This is a genomic window from Niallia sp. FSL W8-0635, from assembly GCF_038007965.1.
Classification (GTDB): Bacteria; Bacillota; Bacilli; order Bacillales; family Cytobacillaceae; genus Niallia.
Genome location: NZ_JBBOYD010000001.1, coordinates 2939185 through 2964779, shown reverse-complemented (window position 1 = coordinate 2964779; position 25595 = coordinate 2939185). Strand labels below are relative to the sequence as shown.

General features: G+C 34.5%; 24 protein-coding genes, 1 tRNA gene and 2 riboswitches. Of the genes, 19 read left to right on the top strand and 6 right to left on the bottom strand.

The genetic code is table 11. The annotated features are described in order from the left end of the window. The first annotated feature begins 348 nt into the window (after window positions 1-348). The 5 genes from NYE52_RS14365 to NYE52_RS14345 all read left to right on the top strand — a co-directional run bounded on the left by NYE52_RS14365 (window position 349) and on the right by NYE52_RS14345 (window position 6221). On the top strand, window positions 349-2238 hold the full coding sequence (locus tag NYE52_RS14365; protein WP_341193696.1) for an LTA synthase family protein: 1890 nt from the start codon (window positions 349-351) through the stop codon (window positions 2236-2238). Window positions 2239-2600: 362 nt separating this feature from the next. Continuing rightward, window positions 2601-3788, top strand: coding sequence for a M14 family zinc carboxypeptidase (locus tag NYE52_RS14360; RefSeq protein ID WP_341193695.1), 1188 nt, complete (start codon window positions 2601-2603; stop codon window positions 3786-3788). Between the two features lie 243 nt (window positions 3789-4031). Beyond that, a complete protein-coding gene (locus tag NYE52_RS14355; protein WP_341193694.1) occupies window positions 4032-5156 on the top strand; it encodes a YqgU-like beta propeller domain-containing protein in 1125 nt (374 codons plus the stop codon). A gap of 98 nt (window positions 5157-5254) precedes the next feature. Further along, window positions 5255-5569 (top strand): MTH1187 family thiamine-binding protein, encoded by a 315-nt coding sequence (locus tag NYE52_RS14350; protein WP_341193693.1) that lies wholly within the window; start codon window positions 5255-5257, stop codon window positions 5567-5569. Window positions 5570-5585: 16 nt separating this feature from the next. Then, complete coding sequence (locus tag NYE52_RS14345) at window positions 5586-6221, top strand: MBL fold metallo-hydrolase (RefSeq protein ID WP_341193692.1); 636 nt, start codon at window positions 5586-5588, stop codon at window positions 6219-6221. A 273-nt stretch (window positions 6222-6494) separates the two neighbouring features. Here the strand turns inward: NYE52_RS14345 and NYE52_RS14340 are convergent, their stop codons facing one another. Further along, on the bottom strand, window positions 6495-7193 hold the full coding sequence (locus NYE52_RS14340) for a helix-turn-helix transcriptional regulator (RefSeq protein WP_341193691.1): 699 nt from the start codon (window positions 7191-7193) through the stop codon (window positions 6495-6497). A gap of 427 nt (window positions 7194-7620) precedes the next feature. On the opposite strand from NYE52_RS14340, the gene NYE52_RS14335 reads away from it, so the two are divergent. Continuing rightward, the gene (locus NYE52_RS14335; RefSeq protein ID WP_341193690.1) at window positions 7621-8559 is read left to right on the top strand and encodes a cation diffusion facilitator family transporter; all 939 of its coding nucleotides are present in this window, start codon (window positions 7621-7623) and stop codon (window positions 8557-8559) included. 72 nt (window positions 8560-8631) lie between these two features. On the opposite strand, the gene NYE52_RS14330 is transcribed toward NYE52_RS14335, so the two are convergent. After that, window positions 8632-8703: transfer RNA gene (locus NYE52_RS14330), tRNA-Gln, on the bottom strand. 191 nt (window positions 8704-8894) lie between these two features. Here NYE52_RS14330 and comGA point away from each other — a divergent pair. From comGA to NYE52_RS14290, 8 genes are read left to right on the top strand one after another with little or no spacing between them, the layout of a single operon-like run. Continuing rightward, the gene (gene comGA / locus NYE52_RS14325; protein ID WP_341193689.1) at window positions 8895-9962 is read left to right on the top strand and encodes a competence type IV pilus ATPase ComGA; all 1068 of its coding nucleotides are present in this window, start codon (window positions 8895-8897) and stop codon (window positions 9960-9962) included. Further along, window positions 9949-10983: a competence type IV pilus assembly protein ComGB gene (comGB, locus tag NYE52_RS14320; protein WP_341193688.1), complete on the top strand. Its 1035-nt coding sequence runs from the start codon at window positions 9949-9951 to the stop codon at window positions 10981-10983. Before comGA ends, comGB begins: the two co-directional genes overlap by 14 nt. A 12-nt stretch (window positions 10984-10995) precedes the next feature. Beyond that, the gene (comGC, locus tag NYE52_RS14315) at window positions 10996-11310 is read left to right on the top strand and encodes a competence type IV pilus major pilin ComGC (protein ID WP_341193687.1); all 315 of its coding nucleotides are present in this window, start codon (window positions 10996-10998) and stop codon (window positions 11308-11310) included. Further along, the gene (gene comGD, locus NYE52_RS14310; protein ID WP_341193686.1) at window positions 11310-11744 is read left to right on the top strand and encodes a competence type IV pilus minor pilin ComGD; all 435 of its coding nucleotides are present in this window, start codon (window positions 11310-11312) and stop codon (window positions 11742-11744) included. Before comGC ends, comGD begins: the two co-directional genes overlap by 1 nt. After that, window positions 11728-12051 (top strand): hypothetical protein, encoded by a 324-nt coding sequence (locus tag NYE52_RS14305; protein ID WP_341193685.1) that lies wholly within the window; start codon window positions 11728-11730, stop codon window positions 12049-12051. The genes comGD and NYE52_RS14305 overlap by 17 nt, the downstream gene beginning before the upstream one ends. Further along, window positions 12030-12500, top strand: a complete 471-nt coding sequence (comGF, locus tag NYE52_RS14300; protein WP_341193684.1) for a competence type IV pilus minor pilin ComGF — start codon at window positions 12030-12032, stop codon at window positions 12498-12500. Before NYE52_RS14305 ends, comGF begins: the two co-directional genes overlap by 22 nt. Window positions 12501-12502: 2 nt before the next feature. Beyond that, a complete protein-coding gene (gene comGG / locus NYE52_RS14295) occupies window positions 12503-12877 on the top strand; it encodes a competence type IV pilus minor pilin ComGG (RefSeq protein WP_341195200.1) in 375 nt (124 codons plus the stop codon). Window positions 12878-12931: 54 nt separating this feature from the next. After that, window positions 12932-13120, top strand: a complete 189-nt coding sequence (locus tag NYE52_RS14290; protein ID WP_341193683.1) for a YqzE family protein — start codon at window positions 12932-12934, stop codon at window positions 13118-13120. A 64-nt stretch (window positions 13121-13184) separates the two neighbouring features. On the opposite strand, the gene NYE52_RS14285 is transcribed toward NYE52_RS14290, so the two are convergent. Further along, on the bottom strand, window positions 13185-13991 hold the full coding sequence (locus NYE52_RS14285) for a YqhG family protein (RefSeq protein WP_341193682.1): 807 nt from the start codon (window positions 13989-13991) through the stop codon (window positions 13185-13187). Further along, window positions 13960-15672 carry a DEAD/DEAH box helicase gene (locus NYE52_RS14280; protein WP_341193681.1) on the bottom strand — a complete coding sequence of 571 codons (1713 nt, stop codon included), beginning with the start codon at window positions 15670-15672 and terminating at the stop codon, window positions 13960-13962. The genes NYE52_RS14285 and NYE52_RS14280 overlap by 32 nt, the downstream gene beginning before the upstream one ends. Window positions 15673-15965: 293 nt before the next feature. Next, window positions 15966-16058, top strand: a riboswitch (glycine riboswitch). A 2-nt stretch (window positions 16059-16060) separates the two neighbouring features. Beyond that, a riboswitch (glycine riboswitch) is annotated at window positions 16061-16147 on the top strand. 101 nt (window positions 16148-16248) lie between these two features. Between NYE52_RS14280 and gcvT the strand changes: the two genes are divergently transcribed. Genes gcvT through gcvPB form a run of 3 tightly spaced genes read left to right on the top strand, consistent with a single transcriptional unit; the run spans window position 16249 to window position 20205 of the window. After that, entirely contained in the window at window positions 16249-17349 is a 1101-nt protein-coding gene (gcvT, locus tag NYE52_RS14275; protein WP_341193680.1) for a glycine cleavage system aminomethyltransferase GcvT, read from the top strand. 56 nt (window positions 17350-17405) lie between these two features. Beyond that, window positions 17406-18752, top strand: coding sequence for an aminomethyl-transferring glycine dehydrogenase subunit GcvPA (gene gcvPA / locus NYE52_RS14270; protein WP_341193679.1), 1347 nt, complete (start codon window positions 17406-17408; stop codon window positions 18750-18752). Beyond that, window positions 18745-20205, top strand: coding sequence for an aminomethyl-transferring glycine dehydrogenase subunit GcvPB (gene gcvPB, locus NYE52_RS14265; protein WP_341193678.1), 1461 nt, complete (start codon window positions 18745-18747; stop codon window positions 20203-20205). Before gcvPA ends, gcvPB begins: the two co-directional genes overlap by 8 nt. Before the next feature lie 74 nt (window positions 20206-20279). On the opposite strand, the gene NYE52_RS14260 is transcribed toward gcvPB, so the two are convergent. Next, a complete protein-coding gene (locus NYE52_RS14260; RefSeq protein WP_341193677.1) occupies window positions 20280-20663 on the bottom strand; it encodes a rhodanese-like domain-containing protein in 384 nt (127 codons plus the stop codon). A gap of 223 nt (window positions 20664-20886) precedes the next feature. On the opposite strand from NYE52_RS14260, the gene NYE52_RS14255 reads away from it, so the two are divergent. After that, complete coding sequence (locus NYE52_RS14255; RefSeq protein WP_341193676.1) at window positions 20887-21723, top strand: lipoate--protein ligase family protein; 837 nt, start codon at window positions 20887-20889, stop codon at window positions 21721-21723. A gap of 487 nt (window positions 21724-22210) precedes the next feature. Further along, on the top strand, window positions 22211-24763 hold the full coding sequence (locus tag NYE52_RS14250) for a vitamin B12-dependent ribonucleotide reductase (RefSeq protein WP_341193675.1): 2553 nt from the start codon (window positions 22211-22213) through the stop codon (window positions 24761-24763). A gap of 236 nt (window positions 24764-24999) precedes the next feature. On the opposite strand, the gene NYE52_RS14245 is transcribed toward NYE52_RS14250, so the two are convergent. Continuing rightward, window positions 25000-25263, bottom strand: coding sequence for a hypothetical protein (locus NYE52_RS14245; RefSeq protein ID WP_341193674.1), 264 nt, complete (start codon window positions 25261-25263; stop codon window positions 25000-25002). Window positions 25264-25595 lie beyond the last annotated feature (332 nt).

Sequence of the window (25595 nt, the reverse complement as noted above, 5' to 3'; positions counted from 1 at the left end):
TAAAAAATCTTCTTCTAAAATGGAGAAGATTTTTTTGTTGTCTTTAAAGTGGTTTCGATTTTCTGAGGAAGAATTACAATAAAACGATTTCTTTTTTTTTTTTTCTTTTTTTTAAAATATGAGAAAATACGAAATGTTCTAATTATTTAATCTTCAAATAAATACTACTTTTTTGAAACTTTTTGTCTGAGTGGACGTCTAAAAAATAGTAAGTTATTATAATAATACACAAACATGAAAAATAGATTAAAATTTCATAAAGATTAGCTTTGGATAATAAATTTATTGTAAATGTGTAAAGCGATCATTTGGGAATTTTGTTTGATCAATAGTTAGGAGGATTCATCATTGCTTAAAAATAAAATAGAATGGTCTAAGATATCACTTATAACGATTGCAACAGTTTTGCTTTGGATTAAAACAAACATTGCATATATTACTAGCTTTGATATTAAAATCGAAAATTCAATTCAACAGTTTATATTAATTATTAATCCCTTAAGCTCATTGTTATTTATTTTAGGGATATCCATGTTTTTCTCGGAGAAAAATCAAAAGAGATATATTTTCTTTTCTAGTTTGATTTTATCGATTGTATTATACGCGAATGTAGTATTTTATCGCGTTTATACAGACTTTTTAACCCTTCCACTTTTATTTCAAACAAGTAATATGAGTGATTTAGGAAGCAGTGTAAGAGAATTAGTTCATTTTACGGATATACTTTTCTTTGTAGATATAATTTTAATTGCCTTCATCATTAAAAAGAAACCTACATTCTTAAAGTTTCCTAAATACACAAGGGTACAGCAAAGTATATTTTATTTATTTACGATTAGCTTAGCCTTTTTTAATTTGAGTTTAGCAGAAACACAGAGAACGCAATTGTTAACAAGAACATTTGATAGAGAGCTATTAGTGAAAAATATCGGGACATATAACTACCAGCTTTATGATATTTTTCTACAAACAAAGGCATCGGCACAAAGAGCATTTGCTGATGGCAGTGAATTAACAGACATGGTCAACTATAATCAGGCGAATTACACGGAACCAAATAAGGACATGTTTGGAATTGCCAAGGGAAAAAATGTGATAATGGTAAGTTTAGAATCTACCCAAACCTTTACAGTAAATCGAGAAGTGAATGGAGAAGAAATCTCTCCGTTTTTAAATGAATTTATTAAAGAGAGCTTTTACTTTGAGAATTTTTACCATCAAACTGGTCAAGGTAAAACATCGGACTCTGAGTTTATAGTTGAAAATTCTTTATACCCATTAAGCAGAGGGGCAGTATTCTTTACTCATTCGGGAAATGAGTATCAAGCATCACCGGAGATTTTAAAAGAAAATGGTTATTTTACTGCTTCCCTACATGCAAACAATAAGAGCTTCTGGAATCGTGATATTATGTACCAGAGCTTAGGCTATGACCGTTTTTATGAAATTAATGATTATGAGGTAAACGAGGAGAATTCTGTTGGGTGGGGACTGAAGGATATCGATTTCTTTGAACAATCCATCACACACTTAAAAGAAATGCCTCAGCCTTTTTATAGTAAATTTATTACGCTGACAAATCATTTTCCTTTTGAGCTAGAGGAAGAGGATAAATTAATTGAACCTCTAACAACCGGTAGTAGAACGCTGAATAACTTTATTCCGACTGTTCGTTATCAGGATGAAGCCTTGAAAATCTTTATTGAGAGATTAAAAGAGGAAGGTCTCTATGAAAATAGTATTATCGTATTATATGGTGATCATAATGGGATTTCTGAAAATCATAATAAAGCGATGAGTGAATTTTTAGGAGAAGAAGTGACTCCTTTTGTGAGTACTCAATTACAAAGGGTTCCTTTTGCTATCCATATTCCAGGTATGAAAGGAAAAACAATGTCAACTGTATCAGGTCAAATGGATATCAAACCAACACTTCTCCATTTGCTTGGAATAGAAACTAAAAATGATATTCAATTCGGATCTGATCTTTTCTCAGAGAGCAATAGTCAATTTGTTGTTTTACGAGATGGTAGCTTTATTACGGAAGATTATGTATATACCAAAGATGTTTGTTATGACAGAAAAACTGGTGAACCAATCGATGGAAATGCGTGCGAGCCGTATACAGAACAGGCAAATTTAGAAATGCAGTATTCCGATAGTATTATTTATGGAGATCTTTTGCGTTTCTATGATAAAGAAAAAGGAATGCTTAATTTAATGGAAGAAACCGATTAATGATGTTAATAGATTAAAAAAGCTTCATGACTACTAGTAGCTGCTAGTATGTTATGAAGCTTTTTTTATGTATATTATAGGCTGTTTTCTAAAAGATTGTTGCTTTCTCAATAGATTAATGAGGAAATCTGAGCAGCCTGAATACTCGTAGGCTCTTATGGGATTAGCGAGACAGGTGAGACCCCGGAGGCGAAGCTGAGGAGGCTCACCGCTCGCCCCATGGAAAGCGAAGTGTATTCAGGCTGCGGGTCATAGCAACAATTTTACGAAAACAGCTATATTTTAAAATGCTAATGGGAATACGCTTGTAAGCATGTTTTTTAAAAGGGATTCATATATAAATAGAGAGAGGAAGTGATCATATGGAGATAAAATTAAGACCGGGAGATACACTTTGGTACTATAGTCAGCTTTTTATGGTTCCCCTAAATCTAATTATAGACAGTAATCCAAACGTAAATCCGAATAAGTTAGCAATTTCTGAATCAATTCTCATTCCTGGATTTGAATCACAAGTCCATCAAATAAAGCATGGAGATACACTGTGGAAAATTGCAGGTGCTAGGAATATATCAGTTGATAGTATATTATTGTTAAATCAACAAATAAATCCTAATAACCTTAAAGTAGGAGATAAAATCTTCATTCCGAATCGAATTATTGGAAGAGTAGTTCGTGGGAAGAAAAAATATGATTACTCTTCCCAGCAAACAGATATGAATCGCTTAAAGGAAATTTTCCCATTTATTAAAGTGCATACGATTGGTAAAAGTGTATTAGGAAAAAATATTGATGAAATTAGAATAGGCAAAGGAACGAAAAAGGTTCATATAAATGCGTCTTTTCATGCGAATGAATGGATTACTACTTCTATCTTAATGATGTTTTTAAATGACTACTTATTATCATTGACAAATGGAACAAGTATTGAAAATGTTAAAACGATGCCGTTATATCAAGCAGCAGATTTATCCCTTGTTCCACTAGTTAATCCCGATGGAGTAGATTTGGTTTTAAACGGACCACCAGAAAGCGAGAGGGAAAAAGTCGTTTCCATTAATGGCGGTGGCACCGATTTTACTGGCTGGAAAGCAAATATACGTGGTGTAGATTTAAATAATCAGTTCCCTGCAAATTGGGAAATTGAGAAAGAGCGCAAAGAGCCGAAAGCACCAGCTCCGAGGGATTATCCAGGAGATGCTCCGTTGATTGAGCCAGAGTCAAAGACGATGTCTAGTCTTGCTGAAAAAGAAAAATTTGATCGAATAGTAGCTTTACATACACAAGGTAAAGAATTTTATTGGGGTTATGAAGGATTGGAACCAGCAGAATCGAGGGCAATAGCTGATGAATTTTCAAGAGTCAGCGGATATAAGGCTATTCAAAATGTAGATAGTCATGCCGGCTATAAAGATTGGTTTATACAAGAATTTAGAAAGCCAGGATTTACAATAGAATTAGGAAAAGGAATAAATCCACTCCCCCTCTCCCAATTGGATGAAATCTATCATGATAGTTTTGGGATTTTCTTAGCTTCTTTATATATGTAGGTTTCTGCTTTTCATAGAAAGAAGAATAGAATATAAAATGGATAAAGGGAATTAAATTTAATTTTAGGTTATTAAGCACAAACACATCCTTTCCGGTGCCAGTGCAGATGATTTTAATAGAAAATCTAATTTTTCTATTAAAATCTCAAGGATGATTTAAAAAAAGCCGAAAAAATCGGCTTTTTTGTGTTACTATTCTATAGAGTGAACAAAACTTGAAAAGTATTATAGGGGTGTGGAATAATGTTTCCATTTGGTAAGAGAAACACACTAGGAATTGTTCTTCTCTTCACTTTTTTTACCCTAATTTTGTCTAGCTGTGCCCCTAGACAGAGTGATTCAGCCAGTGAAAAAGAAGCGAAGGACAAAAATGTAAATAATAATACAATGCTTCCTCCTATAAGCCCGATTGAAGGCGAATTTGAGCAGGTCTATGGCTGGATAAAGAAAGACACGATTTGTTATTCTGCTAAGCTTGAGGGTATATATAAAATTTATGCCTATAATATTTATACGGGAAAGCATACCCAGTTGTATGAGTCGGAAGCAGAATTATCTAATGTGATGATCAATAATAATCAACTTTTAATTTACAGTGCTCTTTCTGAAGAAGAAGGAGAAATTCATATAATTGATTCTAAGGGAAACGAAATACTTTCTAAAAGGCTAGAAAGCTATGAAACAGATTTTGTATGGAATCCTCACAATGAAAATGAATTGTTAATAACCGTCTTCACCAAAGAATGGGAAAGTAAAGTTTCTACATTGGATATTCAAGAAAACGTATTAAATGATTTCCCTGTTTCTACTCCATTTCCGCAATGGTTATCAACAGAAAAGGTAATGTACCTTGATTGGAATCAAAGTAATCCTTCCTTATATGCACCACTTAAAATATTTAATCTAGAAACAGGAGAAGAAAAGGAGATAGACCTGTCTAATATCTATTATATCGACCAGAAAAATGATTACCTCCTTACTATTTCAAGTACAGTTAAGGAAGAAGAGGCGGTTTATACTTTTTATCATACTGATTTTAGTAAGCAAGGAAGTGTTCATGTTCCTAGATTATCTAAATTTTCGAATTGGTTAGTACCAAACTATACTATTTATAAAGATAAATTTCTTACATTTGTTCCTAAACAAAATGGCAATGCAGAAACTTATCAAGATGGTTTTGAACTTTTGGAAGTAGATATGGAAACTGGACAAAGCAAAAGGTTATTTACTGATATGGATTTTGAGGATCAGCCGATTCAAATTTCAAGCGACGGAAATTATTTCCTGCTTGGGTATTATTTTGAGAATATGCTTAATATGGAGACAGGAGAAATAACTTCATTATTTGCGTCAAATCCTTCACAATAGTTGATGTTGCTATAAAAATATGCCATCATAGTGATGAACTTTATTGATTATTAATAGTTGGAATACGATTAATTATCGGACTGAAAGGGGCAATAATAATGGCAATAGTAGATGTAACAGTTATACCAGTAGGCACACAAACACCTAGTGTAAGTGCATATGTAGCAGATATACATAAGGTGTTAATAAGTTATGAGAAAAAAGGACAAATTCGCTTCCAATTAACGCCGATGAACACTATTATTGAGGGGGAGCTTCCGACGTTATTTGAAGTAATCCAAGCAATGCATGAAGTTCCATTTGAAAAAGGTCTTGTTCGTGTTTGTACAAATATAAGAATTGATGACAGACGAGATATTAAGAGAAAAATGGAAGAGAAGGTTGATCGTGTATTAAGTCATTTAGAGAACTAATAGGAGGTGTTTTTTGATGGAATATAAACAAATTCCTTTAGGATCAATCCAAACTAATTGTTATTTAGTATGGAATGATAAGAAGGATTGTTTAGTAATAGACCCTGGTGCAAACGGGGAAAAACTAATTAAGATAATACAGGATTTAGCCGTTTCTCCTATAGCGATTCTGTTAACACATGCACATTTTGATCATATTGGTGCAGTGGAGGATGTTAGAACAGAGTACAGTATTCCCGTTTATATACATAGTAAAGAAGAAGATTGGTTGATTGATCCGAAATTAAATGGCAGTGAGTCGTTTAAGTTGCCAAAGCCTATTGTGACCAGACCAGCTGAACATTTTTTAGATGAGAATCCGAAAATGACTATCGGAGATTTTACTTTTCAAGTAATGGAAACACCAGGACATTCTCCAGGTGGTGTAACCTTTTATTTTAAAAAGGAGAATTGGGCATTTGTCGGAGATGCACTTTTTTATGAAAGCATTGGTAGGACTGATTTAATTGGTGGAAATCAACGAACTTTACTAAATAGTATTCACGAGAAGTTATTGAATTTGCCAGAAGAGACAATTGTGCTCTCAGGTCATGGGAGAAAAACAACAATTGAACATGAAATGGATCATAATCCCTATATTAATGGTTTTTGAGCTAGCATTAAAAAGAAAGGCTGTTTTCTAAAAGATTGTTGCTTTCTCAATAGAAAAAATCAATTAATGAGAAAAATGGAGCAGCCTGAATACACGTAGACTCCTGTGGGATTAGCGAGACAGCCTGAGACCCTGCAGGCGAAGCCGAAGCGGCTCAGCGCGAGCCCCACGGAAAGCGGAGTGTATTCAGGCTGCGGATCATAGCAACAAACTTTACATAAACAGCCAAAAGAAAAGATAGAAGGGGTTAAAATAGTCCCTTCTATCTTTTCTTTATTGTACAAATGTTTTGTAGGCACATTGATCGCAGCCTGAGATAATATTTTGTTTTTCAATTAATTGAACATCTGCAAATAATGCTTCAAACATACCGGTAAAGAAGGATTGATGCATTGTACATACCTTATCTTTATGCTCCATTGCGATTTCTTTGAATGGACAGTTATATATCTCAAAATATAGGGAAGTTTGATCTTCATTCCATTCTAAAGCTGGTAATTGCCCTGTCATTAAACTAGCATTTTGTAATAAGCGTAGTTTATCTTCATTAGATAATGATGAAGTATTGTTTGTAAAACGAGCAATTTCTTGTTCCATCATTTCTTTGCCAAATGTCTTTCCGGTTTCATATAAGGCCTTGCTTCCGTCTGCTCCAAGACTTTCAAGGGATCTTAATAAAATGCTGCTTAATAATTGATAGTCTCGAAATGGGAAGCTAAATTGTATAACCTCATCTGATAAGCGATAAAGTCTGCTTGGACGGCCACCCTTTCCTGTTTTTTTTGTTTCAGAATGTAGCATTCTTACATCTTCTAATTTAGATAAATGCAATCTTGCCACGTTTGGATGGATGGAAAATTCGTCTGCAATTTCTTGAACTGTTACATCTTGATGGCGTTTAGTAATGTATTGATAAATATAGAAACGAGTGGGATCAGATAATACATTTGTAACTTTTAGTGTATTTTCCATAACAAATGTTTCCTCCTGGGAACTAATTTTCTTTATTATAATATAGCAATCTACCATAAACATGGTTAAAACGATAAGTTTATAAAATGTTCACAACTTCACAATTAAAAGTTCATAAATTAGACATATTAATTTAAATATGGATACCATTATAAATGGATATTCAAAATAATCTCTTTAGAAAATGCAAAACTTTATTTGACATTTTTCAATGGGGAGTATAACATCTATATATGAGCATATGTTCATATATAGATGTTAATAAGGTTTATTTATTAGTAGGTCATAATATTCGGTTTTTGCCACAAAATATGGGGAAAAAGAATATTTTCTGGTGGTTTGATAAATTTGGTTTATACAGAAAGCATCAAAAACGATGAAGCTCGGACAAAGCTAATAGACAATCAAATGTTAGGGAGGAAGAAAAATGGGACATTTCCATGGACACGAGCCTAGTCATCAGCATGGACACCATCATCATGGGTTTGAAAAAACAAGAGAAGGAAATAAAAAAGGACTACTTATCGCTTTATTCATCACATGCGCCATCATGCTATTAGAGTTTTTTGGAGGTCTTATTACAAATAGTCTTGCTTTATTATCAGATGCTGGCCATATGTTAAGTGATGCAAGTTCACTTTTCTTAAGTTTCATTGCTATCTGGTTTGCATCACGAAAGCCATCTGGCAGTAAATCGTTCGGATACTATCGCTTCGAGATTTTAGCGGCTCTTTTTAATGGTGTAACTTTGTTTGTCATAGCATTTTTTATCATATGGGAAGCTATAGAACGATTCACTGAGCCTCCTACAGTCGCTAGTGGAACAATGATGATTATTGCATTGATAGGATTGTTAGCTAATATGATTAGTGCCTGGGCATTATTACAGAAAGGGGATGTGCATAACAATGTGAATTTACGAAGTGCATACTTACATATATTGGGGGATGCATTAGGTTCAGTTGGTGCGATTATTGCTGGAGTTTTCATGTTATTCTTTGATTGGTATGTTGCTGATCCCGTTATATCTGTAATAGTTGCATTATTAATTTTAAAAAGCGGTTGGGGTGTCATAAAAAATTCAACTCATATATTAATGGAAGGAACGCCGATAACGATAAGCACTGCAGATGTAAAAATGGAGTTAGAAGGGATTGAAGGAGTATTGAATGTACATGACTTGCATATTTGGACTATTACTTCTGGATTAGATACGTTAAGTTGCCATATTCTAATTGATGATAATAAGGATAGTCAAGAAATTCTTCAGCGAGCGATAGATCGAATGAAAGATAAATTTAAAATAGAACATACAACTATTCAAATTGAAAAGTCACAGATTCAACATGATGATATGAATGTGTAAATGAATACAGAGCAGCTTCATTTTGGGGTTATTTTTTTGAATGAAAAAAGACCCATGAAAAGTGGGTCTTTACTGGGCTAGCTGGATTCGAACCAACGAGTGACGGAGTCAAAGTCCGTTGCCTTACCACTTGGCTATAGCCCATAAATAATTATATCTATAGTATGGATTATTCCTTTCTTTTTATACAAAGTTGTCTGCTGTTTTTTGATGAAAGAAATGTTCAGATTATATGAAAAACAAAAAAATAAAAAAATAAATAAATCGAGAAGGAATTTCTCCTTTTTTGTCGAAATATAAACTCGAATAAATGAAAAGGTGGTGTTTTATGCACAGTGTTATCTATTGAAGCTTTAGCAAATCGTATTATTCGTGATGCGGTGGAGCAGAATGCTACTGACATTCACGTTATCCCAAGGCAAAAGGAGTCTGTTATTCAGTTTCGCATTGCTAATCACTTGCTTACTAGATTAGTGATTGCAACAGAGGAGTGTGACAAGTTAATCTCTCATTTTAAATTTACGGCATCCATGGATATTGGAGAAAGAAGAAAACCGCAAAATGGTTCCATTTCCACAACAATCAACCGGCAGTATATTGGCTTACGTTTGTCGACCTTACCTTCTTACCCACATGAAAGTTTAGTTATTCGCATTCTTTCCGATAAAAACATGCTTCCAATCTACCATATCTCTTTATTTCCCAATGTTTCACGAAAATTAATTTCTTTATTAAAGCACGCTCATGGTTTAATAATCCTCACTGGGCCGACTGGTTCAGGCAAGACCACAACGCTCTATTCCCTTTTAAATGAAAATGCGCATCTATACCAACGAAATGTTATCAGTTTAGAAGATCCTATTGAAAAACCTCAAGAAAATGTCCTCCAAATTCAGGTCAATGAGAAGGCGGGTATTACGTATTCTACTGGACTAAAAGCAATTCTTCGACATGATCCTGATATTATTATGGTTGGAGAAATCCGTGATAGAGAAACTGCTCATATTGCAATTAGGGCAAGCTTAACAGGGCATTTGGTATTAACCACAATGCATACAAGGGATGCCAAAGGCGCTATACATCGTTTGCTAGAGTTTGGAATTAAGGAGACAGAAATTGAACAAACCTTGATTGCTGTTACAGCGCAAAGATTGGTAGAAATGGTATGTCCATTTTGTGATGTTGGCTGTTCACCTATTTGTTACCGTTTAGATGATCGAATAAAACGTTCGACGGTGTTTGAAATGATAACAGGAAGGGTGATCGCTGATATTCTCTATAATCGGTCAGATAATTGGAGAAAGAAGTATAAGTCATTAGGAGACATTATTTGTAAAGGGATAGCGTTAGGTTATATAAAGCAAGGGGAATATGAACGGTGGATTTATGATGAAAAGAAATAGTGGATGGACAAATTTAGAACAAGCAAAATTTTTAAAATGTATCGGAGAATTGCTGGAAAGAGGATATTCCATGTCGGAAGCAGTCCAATCTTCGCGTTATTATATGCCTAATCATTTAATGGAAGATATAAATGCTTGTTATGGTTCTTTAAAAGGAGGGGAAACTTTTTTTGAAAATCTTGTAAGATTAAACTTTGATCATCAAGTTATAAGTTTTGTCTATTTTGCTGAAAAGCATGGGGGATTTGCAACAGCTTTTCAAGATGCAAGTAAAATGATTCAAAATAAACAAGAAACGATCAAAAAGTTAAGGAAGATTCTTTCATATCCCCTATTTCTTTTATTATTTACCTTCGTTTTGTTCTTCTTCGTTCAAAGTATCCTCATTCCTAAATTTAATTCCATTTTTTTAACGATGAATATAAATAAGAATTTCTTTCTACTCTTTGTTCAATTGATTGGAAAGGTTATTCCGTTTCTGTTCGCTTTTTTATTACTTTTTCTTATTACTAGTTTCTTCTATTATTATTTCTATTTTCGCAAACTGGATGTTATTGTTCAGGTGAATTTATTAGCTCGAATTCCGTATATAGGGAAAATGGTCAGACGCTATTTTTCCTATCTATTATCCTTGCAACTAAGTTATTTATTATCCAGTGGCTTTTCCATTTATGAGTGTTTGCAATTTTTTGAAGAAAATAAGGGACAAAGGCTATATTCTCGAATAGGTATAATTACTATTTCTCAACTGAAAAAAGGGGTTCGTCTTGATCAAGCATTTAAGTCATTTGATTTTTTGGATAAAGAACTATTACAAATTATTCAACATGGTCAAGAAAATGGTAAGTTGGATCAAGAATTCTATTACTTTGGGAATCATTGCTTAAAGCAAATAGAAGAAAATATTCAAAAAACAATAAAAGTCCTTCAACCCACCTTATATTCCGTTGTTGGAATTTTAATCGTTTCTATTTATTTATCTGTATTAATGCCAATGTTTCAGCTATTAGATGGATTTTGAAAGGAGAACAAAATGAAGAATGAAAAAGGATTCACCCTAATTGAAATGATGATTGTATTGGTGGTTATTTCTATATTATTAATTGTAACTATTCCAAATATAACGAAGCACAATTCGAAAATTAATGATACAGGTTGTGAAGCGCTAACAAAGATGGTGCAAGCAGAGGTTCAATCCTATTATATGGAGCATAAGGCATACCCTGAGAGTATGGCTATACTAAAAGAAGAAAATTATATTACGGAAGAACAAAAGAAATGTACAAATGGCAAGGAATTAATTATTACAAATGGTGTAGTTTCTACTTCTGGTACGGAAAATCCATAATGGCTAGTCAAAGAGGTTTTACATTAGTTGAAATGCTTGTTGCAATGTCGTTATTGGTGATTCTTTCCTCCTTATCTGTATTCTTAGTAACCTCCCAGCAAACCACTCTCAATGAGCATCGTTTTATTACCCAACTGGAAGCAGATCTCTATTATGCACAAGCTTTGGCTATTGCCAATCAGCTACCAATACAAGTAAGAATATATCCTAATATGAATCGCTACAACATTCGTGGTGATATCAATACGGGTAATATTGTGGATCGCTATTATGATGAAAATATTGTCTTTTTAAATGAATCTACGCTTTCATTTTCTATCAATGCGAATGGGAATTTTTCTAAATTCGGCACATATGAATTTCGAATTGGCAAACAAGCTTATAAGTTAACGATTCAAATTGGTAAAGGGAGATTTTATGCAACTAAATTGTAAAGGATTTATGTTACCAGATTATTTATTGTCTTTTATGATATGGATTTTAATCGCTTTAATATGGATGCCGATATATGTGCATGTGTTAAAACAACTGCAAGATTCGGAAGAAGGAAAGCTTGTCAATGAACTATTTTATCACTACTTAATGGAAGTGAAATTGGGAGAGGCGGAAGAAGGTATTTCTTCAATTGAGCAGGCAGGAACTAGTTACCCTATGTTTTGGGAGAAAGATAATACAGTCTGTATCCAGTATAAAAATGTATTTGAGGAGACAATAAGAATTTGCGATGTATTAATAGAATGAAAAAGAGGATGTTATTAAATGCTAAAGGCTATATTTTACTGGAGATGCTTCTTTGCTTTTTTATTTTTACGATTATTCTTTCTCTATTAATCGTTCCTTTGCAGCTTATGCTTGATCGACAATTTTCGGAGAAAGAATTACAGGACATGGAATGGGAAGTATTTATCCTTGAATTAAAAAAAGAAACAAAAAAGGCGCAGTATATTGGTGTTGCAAACAATAAATTATTTCTTTATGTTGATGGAAGAATGGTTACCTATGAAAGATATGAAAGTAGTGTAAGACGGCGGGTAGATTCGACAGGGCATGAGGTAGCATTACAAGGTGTTAATAATGTGAAATTTACTAGTAATAAGAATGGTTTTAGTATAGAGGTAATTAATCGTTTTGGAATGGAAAAATCTACTAGTGTAAAATCGTATCTCCATCTTGGGAGTGATGTGAATTGATAATGAATAATAAAGGCTTTATTTATCCATTATCTTTATGTGTATTTCTTCTTTTTATCCACTTCCTATTTTCCTTATATGGAATTTATGAAACGAAGAAAGGGATTGAAATTAGTGTGAAAAGTAGCAATATGCAAGAATACTATTTTTTGTCTTCCTTAAAAGAAATTGAGCTAGACCTTTCTACAAAAGAGAATCCTGACCTTTCAGGTACAAAGACTTTTTTACATGGTGATGTTTTTTATACAATTGAAAAAAATTCTCGTACTACTTTTAAAATCGATTATCAATTAAATATGAAAGCTGGGATAAAGCCGATCTATGCGATAAGCTACTTTGATATGGAGCAGAATAAAATGACGAAATGGATAGAATGAATAAAAACCAAACGATAGGGCTATCCTAGTACAAATGCTATAGTAGGTGATTAAATGAATACCAATGATTATGTGAAGTATTTAACCCAAACATTTGTCCAGTATATGGATCAGCCTAAAGAAGAAAGACAAAAGTTAAGAGCGGAAAGAAAAGGGCTGAAAGAGCCATTTATGCTGAGGTGGTTTGGGGTTTTACCTTATTTAATTATATTTAGCTTTAAGCGTAGAAATGTAAGAAGATAGGCTATGAAAAGGAGTGGACTTAGCTAATTAAAGCATAAATCTACTCCTTTTTTCATGATAAGGTTTACGAAACAGCTTCTGATGCTAAATAGAATAGCCCGCCATTAATAATCGAAATATTAATCTTTGGTTCGTACTGTTCCTGTAGAGCTAATCTTTCTGTCTCCAATGTTTCCTGTTCTTCCTCCATGTCTTCCATATCTTCATAAAAATGCTCTAGCAATTTTAAATCCTTTTTCCATCTTTCTTGCGCTTCTTTTGCCCAGGTATGATCTTCTGCTAATAAAGATTGTTTTATCATATTCTCAATTCTTGTTATCCCGCTTTTCGGCATGATTAAGGGAGAAAGAGTAAATGCATAATCAGGAATTTTGGCAGAAAGGTTCATTTTCTCCACTTTTGCCTGGAAGTCTGTTGCTATTTGGCCATTGATGAGCTGCAGGCCAATCGATTGAAACACATCTCGTTTTCTGTCACATTGATACGAAATTTTCACATTAAGAGCAAGCCATGGTTTTAAAGCAGTTTGCTGCTGCCCTTGATTAATCTTTTTTTCATATAAACGTATATACTTTGATAAATTTTTAGCAGAAGCAAAAAGCTGATGAAGTCTGGGAGACCCAAAGTGTATCAGTTCGCCCTTTAAATCCTCTGGTGCTAGTTTTGGATTAGTGATAAGAGTTAGACTGGCAGGGTTTGGGACACCACCAGTCTTTTCTAGATAATGCCAATAAAAAGGTCGATTCATTAACTCTTTGTCCATTTCAATGGTAAGTTGTACTGTTAAGTAACCAGGTTTATTCTCGACTATCTCACAATCATTTGCAATGAAAAATCGTTCAAGAAATTGATGAATTTCCTGTTGCTTCATATGGTTCACCCTCCTTCATACTTTGTGCAAATTCAATCATGCTCGTTAAATTATCCATTTTAATTTTCATTTCTCCCTCTGATTTAGAATGGGAGAAGATATCAATCATATAGTCATCCATATTGCCAAAATCTAGCTTTGTAAGAATATCGTCTAGTTCCCCAATTACTTTTTCGAAAAGATGAATTTTTTCATAAAGTAATTTTAATATATGATCCTCAACCGTGTCTTTTACGGCAAAGTTATAAATTTTCACATCTTCTTTTTGACCAAGCCGATGAATCCGGCCAATTCTTTGCTCTAATCGCATTGGATTCCATGGTAAATCAAAGTTTATAATATGATGGCAAAATTGAAGGTTGATACCTTCTCCTCCGGCTTCTGTTGCTATTAATACTTGAGCATGATTTTGGAAAAGATCTCTCATCCAATCTTTTTTGCCGCGTTTAAATCCACCGCGAAAGGGAACAGATGTGATGCCATGCTGCTTCAAAAACCATTGTAAATAAAGTTGCGTAGCTCTATATTCGGTAAAGATGATTACTTTATCATTAATTTTCTTAATAAGCTCTAATGCCTTGTTTGCTTTTGAATTTTGCTGAACTGCTTCTACTTTTTTTACAAGGTCCTGTATTCTTTGTTGGAATTGTGGTGTTGGATTTTCTAATTTCTTCACCATATTTTGCAGAGTATAATACACTGCTTCCCGGCTAGAGCATGCCTCTCTTTGCAACGTAATCATGGAAAAAGGACTGCGGGGATTTTCTATATCGCTAGAAAGATTGTTAGCTGTCTTTAAATCTACCAGCCCTTCATACAATGCTCTTTCTTCTTTCGTAAACTCAATAGGAATAGCTTCAACAATTCTTTTTGTCCATTCAATCCCAGTATCATGACGTCTATTTCTGATCATTACTTTATTGACCAATGCTTTTAAATTCTCATCATCATCAATGGAGCGAGCATCCTTTTTATATTTTTCATAGAATGATGATTCGCTGCCTAGATGCCCAGGCTTTAATAGAGAGACTAAATTAAAAATTTCGCTAATCCTATTTTGGATAGGAGTAGCTGTTAATAGTAAACAAAATTTCTTTTTTAAATTTTGGACAAACTCATAGTTTTTCGTTTTATTGTTTTTGAGTTTATGAGCCTCATCAATAATCACTAAATCATAATCGAGGTTGTATATAATATCTCGATGGGGCTGTCTTTTGGCAGTATCAATAGAAGATACGACAATATCACATTGCTCCCAGACATAGCTTTTACGCTGAACCATTGCAGGGATGTAGAATTTGCTATTTAACTCATAAGCCCATTGTGTGACAAGAGAGGCAGGAACTAAAATCAGCACTTTTTTTACTAATCCGCGAATCATATATTCTTTTAGTATCAATCCTGCTTCAATTGTTTTTCCAAGACCAACTTCATCTGCCAAAATCGCTTTTCCATTCATATCTTCTATTACTTTTTTCGCAACCTCCAGTTGGTGAGGCAATGGAGAAAGGTCTGATAGGTAATTTGGTGCTTGGAGACCTTCGAATTCCGGTATGATATTATGTTGTTCTACTTCTACTGCAAGCTTATATAATTCCCAATTGGCCCATGGCCCATCATCTGAAATTCGCTTTAATAGCTGATCATTCCATGAATCATCAAAATTGATTTGTAGGGTCATCTGTTATTCATCCTTTCTAAATTTCATTTGGTAAAGCTGGAATGTTATGTATATAAGAAATTAAAAAAAGAAAGCTAGTAAACACAAAAACTTATTGCCACCTTTTCATTCGGATGTTAGGATAAAAGGGTAAAAAAGTTTTTAATTCTGTCACAATTTATTTATATTGGGACAAAACGTGAACATTAAAAGAAAATTGAACAGATAATAATCGTATTTTGCTAATTACTTAAACAAACATCATTTCTGGTAGTATTTAGTATGACCAATGGAAAAAATTTTATGAATCGCGGATGAGAAATAGGGGAGAGACTACGTTCGTAGCGCCGAAGGAGCAAGCAAACATTAATTGTGAATCTCTCAGGCAAAAGAACTCTATTTGGACGCAGCTCTGGAGAGTGCTTACAGTATATATGTAAGCCACCAAAGGGGACAGCCGACTTTATCGGTAAACTTTCAGGTGCAAGGACAGAGCCCTTACTTTTTTAAAAGGGGGGTTTCTGTCTTTTTTTGTTGCCGTTTTTTATTTGCAATAAATGAGAATATCTAATACATAGGGGAATGGAGTGCTGTTCATTGACTTTATTAAAGCAAACACCGTTATATGAGGTGTATAAACAGTATGGCGGAAAGACAATCGATTTCGGAGGATGGGATTTACCTGTACAATTTTCCGGCATCAAACAGGAGCATGAGGCTGTTCGAACTAAAGCAGGATTATTTGATGTTTCCCATATGGGTGAAATCGAGGTAAAGGGAAACGATAGTTTAGATTTTCTGCAAAAAATGCTTACGAATGACATTGGAAAAATCAAAATAGGTGCTGCTCAATATTCGGCGATGTGCCATGAAAATGGCGGGACTGTGGATGATTTATTAACATATAAGCTAGCAGACAATCACTATTTGTTAGTCGTAAATGCATCTAATATCGAGAAGGATTTCGAATGGCTACAAAAGCATGTGAGTGGGGATGTATTTTTAACTAATTTATCAGAAGATTTTGCTCAATTAGCACTTCAAGGTCCATTGGCAGAAGAAGTGCTAAGAAAAATAAACCCTGATGTTGATTATGCTGGGATAAAGTATTTTCATTTTCAGAATAAAGTGCATTTAGCAGGTAAAGAAGTTCTCTTATCACGTACTGGCTACACAGGTGAAGATGGATTTGAAATTTATTGTCAAAGTGAAGATGCTACGGAATTATGGAGTGAAATATTGACAGTAGGAGAGCCGTTAGGCGTTCATCCTTGTGGGTTAGGTGCAAGGGATACTTTACGCTTTGAAGCAACGCTTGCATTATATGGGCAAGAATTATCAGCCGATATCTCACCGTTAGAAGCTGGAATTGGATTTGCGGTAAAATTAAATAAAGAAGCTGAGTTTATTGGCAAGGAAGCTTTATTGAAGCAAAAAGAAGAAGGAATGATTAGAAAGTTAGTAGGAATCGAAATGGTAGACAGAGGTATTCCAAGACATGGCTATAAAGTGTTTGCAAATGGAGCATGTATTGGAGAAGTGACTACAGGTACACAGTCGCCAACCTTAAAGAAAAACATTGGCCTTGCAATAATTCATATTGATTATGCAGCAATAGCTACAGAGGTTGAAGTGGAAATTAGAGGGAAATATTTGAAGGCAAAAGTAATAAAAACTCCTTTTTATAAAAGAAATTAATTTTTAAGCTTATTTCTACAAATAAATCAATGGGTTAATGACTGGGGGAAAAACGAATGAAGCATCGTTATTTACCGATGACAGAACAAGATCAAAAGGAAATGCTAGAAGTAATAGGGGTAAGTTCAGTAGAAGAATTATTTTCAGATATACCAGAGAAAGTACGCTTTCAAGGAAACTATCAAATTAAACCGGCAAAAAGTGAACCAGCTTTATTGAAAGAATTAACAAAGCTTTCCCAAAAAAATGCGGATGCAAAAGCAAATGTATCTTTTCTAGGGGCAGGTGTATATGATCACTATTCACCCGTTATTGTAGATCATGTTTTATCACGCTCTGAATTTTATACAGCCTATACCCCGTATCAACCAGAAATTTCTCAAGGAGAATTACAGGCTATTTTCGAATTTCAGACAATGATATGTGAATTAACTGGAATGGACGTGGCTAACTCTTCTATGTATGATGGAGCAACTGCCTTAGCAGAAGCAGGTATGTTAAGTGCTGGTATGACGAAACGAAAAAAAATTCTTCTCTCAAGTGCTATACATCCAGAGGCAAAAGAAGTTGTGAAAACCTATGCAAAGGGTCAGTATATCGAAGTGTTAGAGGTTCCTCATAAAGAAGGGTTAACAGATATAAAGGCACTAGAAGAAATGATAGATGATACGGTTGCAGCTGTTATGGTCCAATATCCAAATTTCTTTGGAAGAGTAGAACTGCTGAAGGATATAGAAGCAATTATTCATGCCCATAAGTCATTATTTGTTGTATCCAGTAATCCATTAGCTTTAGGAGCATTGACACCACCAGGAAAGTTTCATGCAGATATTGTAGTAGGAGATGCACAACCTTTTGGAATTCCAATGGGCTTTGGCGGTCCGCACTGTGGTTATTTCGCTGTAACGTCTAAATTAATGCGTAAGGTTCCTGGCCGTTTAGTAGGACAAACGGTAGATGAAAATGGCCAAAGAGGATTTGTGTTAACACTTCAGGCGAGAGAACAGCATATTCGTCGTGATAAGGCAACTTCTAATATTTGTTCGAACCAAGCACTTAATGCTTTAGCTGCTTCCGTTGCTATGACCGCACTTGGAAAACATGGCGTGCAGGAAATGGCGATTGCTAATATACAGAAAGCGCATTACGCAAAAACTAAATTTAGAGAATCTGGATTTGAAATAGTGTATGAAGGACCATCTTTTAATGAGTTTATTATTAAATGTAATTCCTCTATCTCAGCTATTAACCGTGCATTATTAGAAAAAGGTATGATAGGTGGATATGATTTAGGAAGAGACTTTGATCAATTAGAAAATCATATGTTAATCGCGGTAACCGAATTACGTACAAAAGAAGAAATAGATGAATTCGTTGCAGAAATGGAGGATTATCATGTCTAATCAAAATCAACCTCTTATCTTTGAAAACAGTACACCTGGCAGAATAGGTTATAGTTTGCCAGAAATGGATATTCCGGAAGTAGATCTTGCGCAGTTGTTGCCGAATGATTATATAAGAGAAGAAAATCCAGAACTACCAGAAGTATCTGAATTAGATATTATGCGTCATTATACGGCTCTATCTAAACGAAACCATGGATTGGATTCCGGATTTTATCCATTGGGTTCTTGTACGATGAAATATAATCCGAAAATAAATGAAAATGTGGCGAGATTCAATGGGTTTGCACATATCCATCCTTTACAGGAGGAGTCATCTGTTCAAGGCGCACTTGAGTTAATGTATGACTTACAACAACATCTTGTTGAAATCACAGGCATGGATGAAGTAACCTTGCAGCCAGCTGCAGGTGCGCATGGTGAGTGGACTGGTTTAATGCTGATTAGAGCTTACCATGAAGCAAATGGAGATACGCATCGTACAAAGGTAATTGTTCCCGATTCTGCACATGGAACTAATCCTGCTTCCGCAACTGTTGCTGGCTTAGAAACAGTAACAGTAAAATCAAATGAACATGGATTAGTAGATTTAGAGGATTTAAAGCGTGTGGTAGGAGAAGATACTGCAGCATTAATGTTAACAAACCCTAATACTTTAGGCCTGTTCGAAGAAAATATTTTAGAAATGGCAGAAATAGTTCATAATGCCGGCGGGAAATTATATTACGATGGAGCGAATCTAAATGCTGTGCTTTCAAAGGCAAGACCTGGGGATATGGGATTTGATGTTGTTCATTTAAATTTGCATAAAACATTTACAGGACCACATGGTGGCGGTGGACCAGGTTCAGGCCCAGTAGGAGTGAAAGCAGATTTAATTCCTTTTCTACCAAAACCAGTTTTAACAAAAGTGGGCGAGGAATTTGTATTTGATTATAATCGACCACAATCAATTGGTAGAGTGAAACCATTCTATGGGAACTTTGGTATCAACGTAAGAGCCTATACGTATATTCGTTCAATGGGTCCAGATGGCTTAAAAGCTGTAACAGAAAATGCGGTCTTAAACGCAAATTATATGATGAGACGTCTTTCTGAGTACTTTGATTTACCTTTTGATCGTCATTGTAAACATGAATTTGTATTAAGTGGAAGAAGACAAAAGAAATTAGGGGTTCGAACACTAGATATAGCAAAAAGATTACTTGATTTTGGCTATCACCCACCAACAATCTATTTCCCGCTTAATGTGGAAGAATGTATTATGATTGAGCCGACTGAGACAGAATCGAAAGAGACATTAGATAGTTTTATTGATGCAATGATTCAAATTGCAAAAGAAGCAGAAGAAACACCTGAAATTGTTCAAGAGGCACCACATACGACTGTAATTGGTCGTTTAGATGAAACATTGGCAGCAAGAAAACCAGTACTTCGTTATACGAAGATGTAATAAAATAAAGCATTAAAAAAGCTGATGTCTAGGCATCAGCTTTTTCTATATAATAATTCCTAGTTAGAATATTATTATTTTTTTGCTTTAATTCTTCCTGTCCACTTTTTGAATCCACCTTCTAATTGGGTTAAATCTTTATAACCTTTTCGATGAAGAAATTGAGCAGCTCTGCCGCTTCTCATCCCATTTTGACAGTATAAATATACTGGCTTATCAGAGCGGATTTCGCTTTTTCTCATCTTTAGCTGTGATAGTGGAATATTTCTTGCACCGAGTACATGACCAGCCTCATATTCATTTGGTTCACGTACATCAATTAACTGTGCCTTTCTGTATCCTTGGCGGAATTCATCCTGGTTTACAGTTTTTACAATACGACGTTGATACAGCCACATAACCACGGAATATACAAGGAATGCGACTAAAACGATGAGAAGAGTATAAATCGTTGTCAATTCTCATTTCTCCTTTCAATTACTTACACTAACTCTATTATATCTATCAACCCTTATAGTAGTAAAGTAAATACTTACAATATCATTAACATTCCGCTGCTCTTATAGAGGATTACAAGAAGTATCATTATTTTTTCATGCAAGTTACTTTTAAATAATCTTTCTTTTTGGTATCCTTAGTAAGGATTTAATGTACATTATACATAGAAAAAGAGGGTATGTTATGGTAAAAGAAACATGGAGATTTATTGACTCAGGCAATCATTCCCCTTCTTATAATATGGCATTAGACGAAGCATTATTAGAATGGCATTCTAAAGGAGTTTTTCCGCCGGTGATTCGTTTTTATGGCTGGAATCCTGCTACTTTATCTATTGGATATTTTCAGAAGGTAGAGAAAGAAATTGACTTAGAAGCGGTAAGAGAATTGGGTCTTGGGTTTGTGAGAAGACCAACAGGTGGAAGAGGCGTTCTTCATGAACATGAATTGACTTATAGTGTGATTGTTTCAGAGGAACATCCAAACATGCCTAAAACAGTAACAGAGGCTTATCGAGTAATATCAGAAGGTATTTTAAAAGGTTTTCACTTTCTAGAATTGGATGCCTATTTTTCAGTACCTAAAACAGAAGAACAAAAAAATAATTTGAAAACGCCGAGATCCGCTGTATGCTTCGATGCTCCTAGCTGGTATGAATTAGTAGTGGAAGGTAGAAAAGTAGCAGGAAGCGCACAGACTAGGCAGCAGGGCGTTATTTTGCAGCATGGTTCTATTTTATTAGACTTAGACGAGGATAAATTATTTCGTTTATTTAAGTATCCAAATGACCGTGTCAAAGAAAGAATGCAAAAAGCTTTTAAGAGCAAAGCTGTTGCGATTAATGATTTAACGGAAAGAAACATTACCATTGAAATGGCGAAAGAAGCTTTTAAAAAAGGCTTTGAAGAAGGTTTGAATATTCAATTAGAAAATTATCAATTAACGGACGAAGAAGTTAAATATGTAGAAAAAATAGCGAAAGAAAAATATGATAGTGATGAATGGAATTTTAGACGATAAAAAAGAAATTTATGAACACGAAATTCTTTTATTAGAATTTCGTGTTTTACTTGTGTTAAAAAGTACTGTTTAAACGAAAAAACAGATAGGTTCCGTTTCCTTTTAGTATGTCGAAAAATTTTTTTAGTGGGTAAAGTTTTAAATAAACAGGCTTATATCAATGGTTTACCCCTTCTTTCAATAAGCAAGCGCGAAAAAGGACGGAATTTCTTTTTTTATGTCATATTATCTATGTATCTCTTTCTTTTTCTTTAAAATCTACTTTTTTTCGTCGTTTGACAAATCGATAGATATTTAAATGTTACACAATATATAGGTATTTGTTTTTACGCTTAATACTATATGTTGATTTTATTTGTTTGATGTGATAGTTTAAGGGTATTAATAAAAATGCTAGATATCTAATTATAGATTTATATACAAAGATTATTTTTCAACAACTATTAGTATCTGCTCTATTTTTTATATGAATGAAGGGGTTGTGTGTATGTCAGTAATGTTAAGTCAAGGTTTGAAAGTAGATATAGAAAAGCTGAATAAGGATATTGCTTTATTTCCGGAGGTTCATCCAATTACTCCAGATATGAAACTAACTCACAAAGGCGTTTCTCGACTTGTCATGCTTGACCGTTATACGTATAAAGATACAGAGAAAATTACGTTATCTGCTGGCGATTTCGTTGTTTTAACTATTAAAGAAGATCCTAAATTCCCAGCAAGGGGATTAGGGTTCATTCAAGAAATTGATCATATTTTAAATACAGCAAAAGTATTAGTGGAAGAAGATTACCGTGGTGTTCTTGAAGGGCAAGAAGGAGAAACAGGTATAATCGTTCGTTCATTAGATGTAATTGAAAAACCGTTGGAAATATACTATGAGCAAATTGCAAAACGTAATGCTACAGGTCTTGCATCAGTAGAAAAAACGGAAGAAAAACGAAAAGAATGGTTCGAGAAGTTTTACAGTGAACTTGTTAATTTGAACTTCATCCCTGCAGGTCGTGTACTATATGGAGCTGGAGCAGGCACAGATGTTACGTATTTCAACTGTTACGTAATGCCTTTTGTTCAGGATTCAAGAGAAGGTATTTCTGAGCACCGGAAGCAGGTAATGGAAATCATGAGCCGTGGTGGCGGTGTTGGAACAAATGGATCTACGCTAAGACCTCGTAATACATTAGCAAGAGGGGTTAATGGTAAATCATCTGGATCTGTTTCTTGGTTAGATGATATTGCGAAATTAACTCATTTAGTAGAACAAGGCGGATCTCGTCGTGGTGCACAAATGATTATGCTAGCTGATTGGCATCCAGATATTATCGAATTCATTATTTCGAAAATGCAAAATCCACGTATTTTACGTTTCTTAATTGAAAACACACAAGATGAAACGATTAAAAAATACGCTCAGGATAAATTGAAATTTACACCTTTAACAGAACAAGAGCGTTCTATGTATCAAGGCATTCTAAATTATAAGAATATCCCTGGACAAGGCGGATTTAGTGAAGGGATTTTCCGTGATGCAGAAGAAAAGCTTTCAATCGGTGGAACATACTCCGTTCATCAGTCAGAATTTTTAACTGGAGCAAACATTTCTGTCTGCTTAACAAATGAATTTATGGAAGCAGTCGAAAAAGACAGCGAATATTCACTTCGGTTCCCTGATGTGGAAAGCTACGATAAAGAGCAGATGCAGCATTATAACGACGAATGGCATAAAGTTGGCGATGTAAGAGAATGGGAAGCAGAAGGAAATAAAGTCCGTGTTTATCGCAAAATTAAAGCGAAAGAATTATGGAACTTAATTAATATCTGCGCAACTTATTCTGCAGAGCCAGGTATCTTCTTCATTGATAATGCAAATGAAATGACAAACGCAACTAGCTACGGTCAAAAAGTTGTTGCGACAAACCCTTGTGGCGAGCAGCCATTAGCACCATTTAGCGTATGTAACCTAGCTGCTGTTAACCTTGCAGAAATGGCAGATAAGGAAACTAAAACAGTTAATTTTGAAAAGCTAAAGAAAACCGTAGAAGTGGGCGTAAGAATGCAAGATAACGTTATCGATGCGACACCTTACTTCTTGGAAGAGAATAAAAAACAAGCACTTGGAGAGCGTCGTGTCGGTCTAGGTGTAATGGGTCTTCATGATTTACTTATTTACTGTGAAACAGAATATGGTAGTGAAAAAGGAAATGTATTAGTAGATAAAGTATTTGAAACAATTGCTACTACTGCATATAGAGCATCCATTGAGTTAGCAAAAGAAAAAGGCAGCTTCCCATTCTTAAAAGCAGAATCGAAAGACGAAGAAGCAAAACTAAGAAATGCCTTTATTCATACTGGCTATATGAAAAAAATGCCTGAGGATATTAGAGAAGATATTCTTCAATATGGTATCCGTAACTCTCATTTATTAACAGTAGCACCTACTGGTAGCACAGGAACGATGGTTGGGGTATCAACTGGTCTTGAGCCATACTTCTCCTTCTCATATTTCCGAAGCGGAAGACTTGGAAAATTCATTGAAGTGAAAGCAGATATTGTTCAAGAATATTTAGATGCTCATCCAGAGGCAGATTCAAATAATCTTCCAAATTGGTTCGTTGCTGCGATGGATCTTGCTCCTGAGGCACATGCAGATGTGCAATGTATCATCCAAAGATGGATTGACAGCTCTATTAGTAAAACGGTAAATGCACCAAAAGGATACAGTGTAGAGCAAGTTCAAAAAGTATATGAAAGATTATATCGTGGCGGAGCTAAAGGCGGTACCGTTTATGTAGATGGCTCTCGCGATAGTCAAGTACTAACATTAAAAGCAGAAGAAAACACTTTTGATGAAGCACAACCACAAAAACGTGAAGAACCGCATGTTGTTCTTGTCGATACGATAAATGAGCTGAAATCAACGAATGTAACGATTGGTTCAGAAATCGGCGATACTTGTCCAGTATGCCGAAAAGGTGTTGTTGAAGAAATCGGTGGATGTAATACTTGTACGAATTGTAATACGCAATTAAAATGTGGACTTTAATGCCTAATCGCTTTTAAAAATGTAGGATTTGTTATAATTTTCGTAGAAACACCTCGATGGATATCATTATCTGCCGGGGTGTTTTTTATAGTTAGTTTAAAGTAAATAAAGCAAGCGTAGTCTAAAATAAAGATATAATTGAAAAATAAAATGACAAAAAGGCTGTGCAACTAAATTTGCGCAGCCTTTTCTAACGTATAACATGGGATGATTTATTGAAGCACTATTATTAAGAATTAATAAAATCCATATTGGGGAATTCCATAGCCAAACCCATATGCTGGATAACCAAATCCTCCAAATAAAGCTGGGCCAAGTAATGCGCCTGTTGCGAAACCACCTAGTAAGCCTAAGCCGAGCCCTAAGCCAGCTCCACCGAATCCGAAGCCAGGTCTGCCAAACCCGAAACCAGGTCTTCCAATTCCAAAACCAGGTCTTCCGATTCCAAAGCCAGGACGTATTCTTCTCATATCATGTGAATAAATGAAATGATTTTGCATAAAATCTCCTCCTCTTTTTAACATTTAGCTAAAGCGCTTATCCTCTCATACAAACTTTCCCTCTAATATCTTCTAAGCTTGTAGAAAAACAAAGTACTTGCACTTTTCTACTTTCGAAATAGTCTATGTGTCTATTTACTAAATTGCTTGATTCAAATGCCTAAACTTCCATATGCAATTACTACATCTTTTTACATTAATATTATGGAATTTTATGAAATGCTCGAACATTTAACTTGTCTTCTGTACTATTTTTCAATTCGGAATACTAAATTGGAGTATGAAGGTGTAGGATTCCATGCAAAGCTTTCAAAGTCCTATTTGCTTGTTAA